General features: G+C 70.9%; 4 protein-coding genes. 3 read left to right on the forward strand and 1 reads right to left on the reverse strand.

Annotated elements, in window-relative coordinates:
* The 3 genes from D7V93_RS33350 to D7V93_RS33360 all read left to right on the forward strand — a co-directional run.
* Positions 1 to 2,460 (forward strand): VIT domain-containing protein (locus tag D7V93_RS33350; protein WP_147451472.1); only part of this gene is annotated, 2,460 nt, incomplete at its 5' end.
* Positions 2,461 to 2,557: 97 nt separating this feature from the next.
* Positions 2,558 to 4,375 (forward strand): acyl-CoA dehydrogenase, encoded by a 1,818-nt coding sequence (locus D7V93_RS33355; RefSeq protein ID WP_120647221.1) that lies wholly within the window; start codon positions 2,558 to 2,560, stop codon positions 4,373 to 4,375.
* Positions 4,376 to 4,470: 95 nt separating this feature from the next.
* On the forward strand, positions 4,471 to 6,315 hold the full coding sequence (locus D7V93_RS33360) for a ligand-binding sensor domain-containing protein (RefSeq protein WP_147451473.1): 1,845 nt from the start codon (positions 4,471 to 4,473) through the stop codon (positions 6,313 to 6,315).
* 4 nt (positions 6,316 to 6,319) lie between these two features.
* On the opposite strand, the gene D7V93_RS33365 is transcribed toward D7V93_RS33360, so the two are convergent.
* The coding region (locus D7V93_RS33365; RefSeq protein ID WP_120647223.1) for an ornithine cyclodeaminase family domain at positions 6,320 to 7,249 on the reverse strand (930 nt) is incomplete at its 5' end.

Here is a 7,249-nt window from a genome sequence, read left to right on the forward strand (position 1 = left end):
CGCCCCGACTGTCCTCCCCCGGTGTCCCCCACCAGCAAGGGCGCCGTGTCCCAGGGCACGCTCGTGGCGCTCCTGCGGCAGCAGGCGCAGGACACCGGCTGCCCGGAGACCGCGCCGCTCACCTTCAGCCTCAAGCACACGGAGGTGGACGCGGAGGTCAGCGGCTTCCTCGCCTCCGTCACCGTGACGCAGGTGTTCGAGAACCCCTACGCCGCGCCGCTCGAAGCGCTCTACGTCTTCCCGCTGCCGGAGCTGGCCGCGGTGGACGGCATGGAGCTGCACATCGGCGAGCGCGTCATCCAGGGCGTCATCCAGACCCGCGAGCAGGCCCGCGACACCTACGAGCGCGCGAAGGCCGAGGGCAGGACGGCCGCGCTGCTCGACCAGGAGCGCCCCAACGTCTTCACCCAGTCCGTGGCCAACATCCTCCCCGGTGAGACCATCCGCGTGCGGATCCACTACGTGGAGCGGCTCACCTACGACGCGGGCACCTACCGCTTCACCTTCCCCATGGTCGTCGGCCCCCGCTACATCGGCGGCGAGGCGCTGCCCCTGCGCCAGGGCGAAGGCACCGCGCCGGACACCACCACCGTCCCCGACGCGAGCCGCATCACGCCCCCGGTGCTCCCGCCCGACCTGCGCAGCGGCCACGACATCCAGCTCACCGTGCGCCTGGACGCGGGCCTCCCGGTCCACTCGCTGCGCTCCACGTCCCACCGAGTGGACGTGACGCGCGAGGCCCCGTCCCGCTCGAAGGTCAGCCTGGGCCGCGATGACCGCATCCCCAACAAGGACTTCACGCTGGAGTACGTCGTCGCCGACGCGCTCATCCGCCCCGCAGTCCTCATGCACCGCGACCCCGGCGCGGACCACGGCTACTTCATGGTGATGCTCAACCCGCAGCTCGCGCCCACGGAGAAGGAGATCGTCCCCCGCGAGCTGTACATGGTCCTCGACACGTCCTGCTCGCAGTCCGGCCTCGCCATCGAGAAGTCCAAGGCCATCACCAAGGAGGTGTTGAACCACCTGATGCCGGAGGACTCCTTCCAGGTGCTCAACTTCGACACGCAGGTGACGAAGTTCGCGCCCACGGCCGTCCCCGCCACGCCGGAGAACATCCAGCGCGCCCTGCCCTATGTGGAGAGCTTCTGGGGCGGTGGCGGCACCGACGTGCGCATCGCCGCCGAGGAGGCCATGGTGCCCGCCAACGACCCGGCCCGCCTGCGCATGGTGCTCTTCATGACCGACGGCCTCATCGGCGGGGATGACGCCGTGCTGGGGACGCTCCAGTCCCACCTGCGCGAGGAGACGCGCATCTTCTCCGCCGGTGTCGGCTCCAGCGTGAACCGCTACCTCATCGCGAAGATGGGCGAGGTGGGCCGGGGCGCCTCCACCTTCGTGAACCTCAACCGCTCGGAAGAAGAAGTCGCCCGCGAGTTCGAGCAGCGCATGCGCGGCCCCGTCCTCACCTCGCTCGTGGTGGACACCGACGGCCTGCCCGTCACCGACGTGTACCCGAAGTCCGTGCCGGACCTCTTCGCCGGCCAGCCGCTGTTCCTCGTGGGCAAGTACACCGGCACCGGTGACGGCGTGCTGCGCATCTCCGGCCGCGTGCGCGGTCAGGTCCGCCGCTTCGACGTGCCCATCCACTTCCCGGAGGTCGCCCGCGAGCACGACGCCCTCAAGAGCCTCTGGGCCCGCCAGCGCATCGAGGAGCTCACCGTGCAGGGCTACCGCAACGAGACGCCGGACATCGTGCAGGGCATCACCGCCACCGCGCTCGAGTACCACCTGATGAGCCGCTTCACGTCCTTCGTCGCGGTGGAGCAGGTGGCGCGCACCGCCCCCAACGGAGAGACGGTGAAGGAGCTGGTCCCCGTGCAGATTCCGGACGGCATGGTCGCGGGTTCGCTGAGCCGCGAGGAGATTCCCCCGGGCGACCCCATCATCTCCGTGCGCGCCCCGCGCGACGCTCGCCGGGTGACGGCCTACTTCCCCTTCGGCCTCGTGAAGCCGCTCACGTTCGACGCGGTGTCCGGCGCCTGGCGCGGCCGCTTCCTCGTGCCGCTGGGCGTCGCGGATGGCTACTACACCGTGTTCCTCATCAGCGAGCTGGCGGACGGCCAGGTGCAGCGCAGCGAGGTGCGCTACCGCCTGGACTCCAAGGGCAACGACTTCGAGGTCGTCCTCTCCCAGCGCGAGCTTGCGCCCGGTGCCACCCTGACCCTGGACGTGGACGCGGTGGAGGCCACGAAGGAGGTCAGCGTGTACGGCGACCTGTTCGGCGAGGAGCAGCACCTGCTCGAGTCCTCGGACGGCCTGCGCTTCACGAAGGACCTGGTCGTCCCCGAGGGCACCCCGGCCGGAACGTATGAGCTGGTGCTCGTTGCCCGCGACGCCGCCGGCAACCGCTTCGAGCGCCGCGAGACGCTGCGCGTCATCCACGCCCGGCGCGACTGACCGGCGAATCAATCTCGGATACCCTCACGGTCCGCCCGTTCCCGCGCCGGGGTTGGCGCGGGCCTGTCTTCAGCGCTGGCCGTGAGGAGCCTTCCGAATGTCGTCGTCGTCCCTGCACTACACGCCCAACCTCCGCGATATTGAGTTCAACCTCTTCGAGTTCCTGGACATCGGCCGCACGTCGCTGGGCAAGGCGCCCTTCGGGGACCTGGACGAGACGGCGGCCCGGCAGATGCTGGAGACCTTCTCCCAGCTCTGCACGCAGGAGCTGGCGAAGAGCTTCGACGAGTCCGAGCACAACCCGCCGAAGCTGGTGAACGGCGAGGTGAAGCTGCCCCCCGGCCTCAAGGCGGCGATGGGCGCCTTCTACGACGCGGGCATGCACCTGCTGGAGGTGCCCACGCACCTGAACGGCCTGGGCGCGCCGCCGTCGCTGGGCTGGGCCGCGTTCGAGCTGCTGCTGGGCAGCAACCCTTCGCTGGCCTTCTACACGCTGGGCAACCTGCTCGTGCGCATCATCGACCGGCTGGGCACGGAGTCACAGAAGAAGCGCTTCCTGCCGCACAGCCTGGATCGCCGCTGGAGCGGATCCATGGTGCTCACGGAGCCCGACGCCGGCAGCGACGTGGGCGCGGCGCGCACCAAGGCGCGGCAGGTGGACGGCGACCTGTGGGAGATCGAAGGCGTCAAGCGCTTCATCACCAACGGGGAGTCGGACATCGCGGAGAACATCATCCACATGGTGCTGGCGCGTCCGGAGGGCGCGGCGCCGGGCACCAAGGGCCTGTCGCTGTTCGTGGTGCCCAAGTTCTGGGTGAACGAGGACGGCAGCCTGGGTGAGCACAACAACGTCGTGTGCACCAAGCTGGAGAAGAAGATGGGCCTGAAGGGGTCCGTCACCTGCGAGCTGACGTTCGGCGACGGCAAGCCCACGCGCGGCCTGCTGCTGGGCAACGTGCACGACGGCATCCGGCAGATGTTCCACATCATCGAGAACGCGCGCATGGCGGTGGGCCTCAAGTCCATGGCCGCGCTGTCCGCGGGCTACTTCCGCGCGCTGGCGTTCGCGAAGGACCGGCTCCAGGGCTCGGACCTGGCGAAGGCGCGCGACAAGACGGCGCCGCGCGTGGCCATCCTCCAGCACCCGGACGTGCGCCGCATGCTGATGGCGCAGAAGGCGCACGCGGAAGGGATGCGCGCGCTGTGTCTGTTCACCGCGTCCACGCAGGACCAGGTGGAGCTGCAGGGCGGCCACCGCTCCACCGCGGCGGGCGAGGCGGACGTGCTCAACGACATGCTGCTGCCGCTGGTGAAGGGCTACTGTTCGGAGAAGGCGTACGAGCTGCTGTCGCTGTCGCTCCAGGTGCACGGCGGTTCGGGCTACCTGACGGACTACCCGGTGGAGCAGTACATCCGGGACCAGAAGATCGACTCGCTCTACGAGGGCACCACGCACATCCAGGCGTTGGACCTGCTGATGCGCAAGGTCGCGCGTGATGGCGGTGCGACGCTCCAGGGATTGCTCTCGCGGATCCGCGAGACGGCCGAGGGTGAGGAGGGCGGCCCGGAGCTGAAGACGGAGCGCGCCGCGCTGGCCGAGGCGCTGGGCCAGTTGGAGACGATGCTCGGCACGCTGATGGGCAAGCTGGGCGAGTCCGTCTACCACGTCGGGTTCCAGGGCAACCGCGTGCTGGCCGCCGTGGCGGAGGTGGTCATCGGCTGGCTGCTGGTGCGCCACGCCGCCGTGTCGCTGGACCGGATGAAGACGAACCCCGGTGACAAGGCGTTCTACAGCGGCAAGGTGGCCAGCGCCCGCTGGTACTGCCACGAGGTGCTCCCCGGCATCGCGCACGCGGCGCGCATGGTGGAGAACGGCAACCTGGACCTGATGGACGTGCCCGAAGAGTCGTTCTAGGCGCGGGCACGCTGGCCCGGGGCCACACCTGTGGTCCCGGGGAGACACCTCCAGGGGTGATGAGGCTGGCCCGGGGTTCGCAATGAGGGTGGGGCGTGATGCTCTCCACCCTCACTGCCCTGGCCCTCGCGGCCACCGTCACCAACACCGAGACCGTGCACGACCTGGAGCCCTTCGGGGGCCATGTCGTCGCGTGCACCGAGGGGGGCCTGGAGCTGTTCACGCCCGCCGGCCGCCCGGTGCGCGTGCTCACGGTCGAGGACGGCCTGCCTGGCCACTTCTGCCGTGCGCTGGAGTCCACCGGCGACCGGCTCTTCGTGGCCACCGATGAGGGGCTCGTGTCGCTGGACACCGGCTTCCGAGTGACGCCGGTGCTGGACGTGCGCTGGCAGGCCCTGCCCGCCGCCGAGGACGCGAGCACGCCGGACTATGTGAGCCGGCTGGAGTCGCTGGCCGCCGTGCTGCCCCCGGGCGCCACGTACACCGCGTTCTCGCCCCGCTTCGCGGGCACCGCGGAGGGGCGCCTGTTCGAGCTGGGCACGTCGCGCGCGTGGGCACTGCCCGGCCCGGTGCGCTTCCTCTCCGATACGCGGGACGGTGTGGACGTGGGCACCAGCGAGGGTGCCTTCAGCATCGACGGACGTGGACGCCTCGCGGCGGTGGGCACCGTGCCCACGGGTCCGTTGTCGTTCAGCGCCACGGAGCACGGCGTGCACGTCGTGGGAAGCGATGGCGACGTGCGCGCATGGGGCGCGGCCCGCTCCGATGCAGCGGCGAGCGCTCCCCCCGGCGCCACCACGCTGACCGAAGCAAACAACGGAGACACGCATGCGCAGGGCATCTCCCGCCCCGATGCAGCGGCGAGCATTCCCTCCGGCGCCACCGTGCTGAACGACAGGAGCCACGGCGACGTGCGCGCCCGCGGCATCGCGCCGAGCGTCCCCGCTGGCGCCACCGTGCTGACCGGCGACTGGGCGGGCACGCGCGCTTCGGGCGTCTTCTTCCGCGAGTCGAAGGGCTGGCGCCGCGTGACGCCCACCGGGCAGCTCTGCGGCAACCACATCACCGCGCTCGCCCGGCACCAGGGTCGGCTGGTCGTGGGCACCTTCGACCGGGGCGTCTGCTGGCAACGCACTGACGGCCGGTGGCAGACCTTCCGCACGCCCGCGCTTCCCAGCAACCAGGTGCTGGGCCTCACCAGCGATGGACAGAACCTCTACGTCGCCACCACCTACGGCCTGGGCCTCCACGACGGGAAGACCTGGACGCAGGTGGCCTACGGCGGCCGCAACCCCGTGGCCCTGGGCAAGCTGTCCGTGCTGGGCGCCTCACGGGTCGAGGAGGGCGTCGCGCTCGTGGATGGCCGCGGCATGTCCGTCGTCACCCCGGGCAGCTCTCCCCTGTCGCTCGTGCGGCGGCTGCCCCTGCCCGAGGGCTGGAGCGACCACCCCTCCGTCGCGGAGGGCGCCGGCCGCTTCCTGTGGATGGGCAGCGAGGACCGGGGCCTGCTGCGCTGGGACGGCGAGCGCTGGCAGCGCTTCCACGACGGGCGCGACCTCACCGACAACTGGGTGACGGCGCTGTCCACCGACGCGGAGGGGCGCGCCATCGCGGGCACCTGCCAGGACGGCTTCAGCTACTTCGACGGCGCACGGTGGACGCGCGTGCACACCGCCCCCGGCCTGCCCTCGCCCGCCATCGTCGCCACCGCGCTCGTGCCCGGCGGGGCGCTGGTCGGCACGCTGCTCGGCGCTTCGTACTTCGACGCGGACACCGGCGCCGTGCACGCCCTGCCCCGGTTGGCGGATCCGCGCGTGTACGCGGTGCTCCCGGAAGGAGACACCGCGCTGTTCGGCACCGAGGGTGGCCTGTCCCTCGCGCCATGGAAGCCTTCAGCGAAGCCTTCGGCGAAGCCCCCGGCCGCCGTCAGCCGGCGCTGAGGGCTCAAGCGGGCTTCGCGGCGGCAGCGCGCGACGCCAGCTCGCGCTCCACGTACAGCCGCAGGATGTGCATGAAGTCCTGCGCGTTCGTCACCACGCCGAACGCCTGGTGCGTGCCCCGGTCCTTCAGCTTGCTCACCACGAACTCGGACGAGTCCACGCAGATGGTGGGCAGCTCGCGCAAGCTGCCGTCCGCCTCCGTGACGAACGACGGCAGCATGTTGCCCGTCGCGATGGCGTGCAGCGCCGTCGCCACCAGCACCGCCATCGTCGCCTTCACCGCGTGCCGCCGCATCGCGTCCTGCGCCGCCAGGTTGTCCGTCACCACGTCCGGCAGCGGTCCGTCATCCCGGATGGAGCCCGTCAGCACGAAGGGAATCTGGTGCTTCACGCACGCGTGCATGATGCCGTTGGTGATGATGCCCGCTTCCACCGCCTTCGCGATGGAGCCCGCCTGCCGCACCCGGTTGATGGCGCGCATGTGCAGCCCGTGGCCGCCGGAGGTCGCCTTGCCCCCGCCGCTCATCCCCAGCGTGGTGTTGTAGATGGACGCCTCGATGTCGTGCACCGCCACCGCGTTGCCCGCGAGCAGCGCGCCCACGAAGCCGTTCTCCACGAACCACGTCATGTCCATGCGCGCCCGCGAGTGCACCAGCGCCGGCCCCGTCACCCAGATGGGATAGCCCCGCTCGCGCTCCTCCACCAACAGCCGCGCCATGTGCGCGTAGTCGATGGGCTTCTCGCGCGACACCTCGCTCGTCATGAACTTGAACTCGCCCTCCCCGCCCGTCGCCAGGTAGGCCATGTTCACGAACACGCCCTCGCTGCCGTCCTCCGCGCTGCCCACCACCACGCGCTCGCCCGCGCGCACCCGCCGGCCCTCGCGCACCCACAGCTCCCCCTGCGCGTCCAGCACCAGCGCGCCGTCCATGCG

It is taken from the genome of Corallococcus llansteffanensis, from assembly GCF_003612055.1.
Classification (GTDB): domain Bacteria; phylum Myxococcota; class Myxococcia; order Myxococcales; family Myxococcaceae; genus Corallococcus; species Corallococcus llansteffanensis.

What these genes read in the sequence shown, in the direction of transcription:
- D7V93_RS33355 (WP_120647221.1), top strand. Translation starts at nt 2,558, where the DNA reads ATGTCGTCGTCGTCCCTGCACTACACGCCCAACCTCCGCGATATTGAG.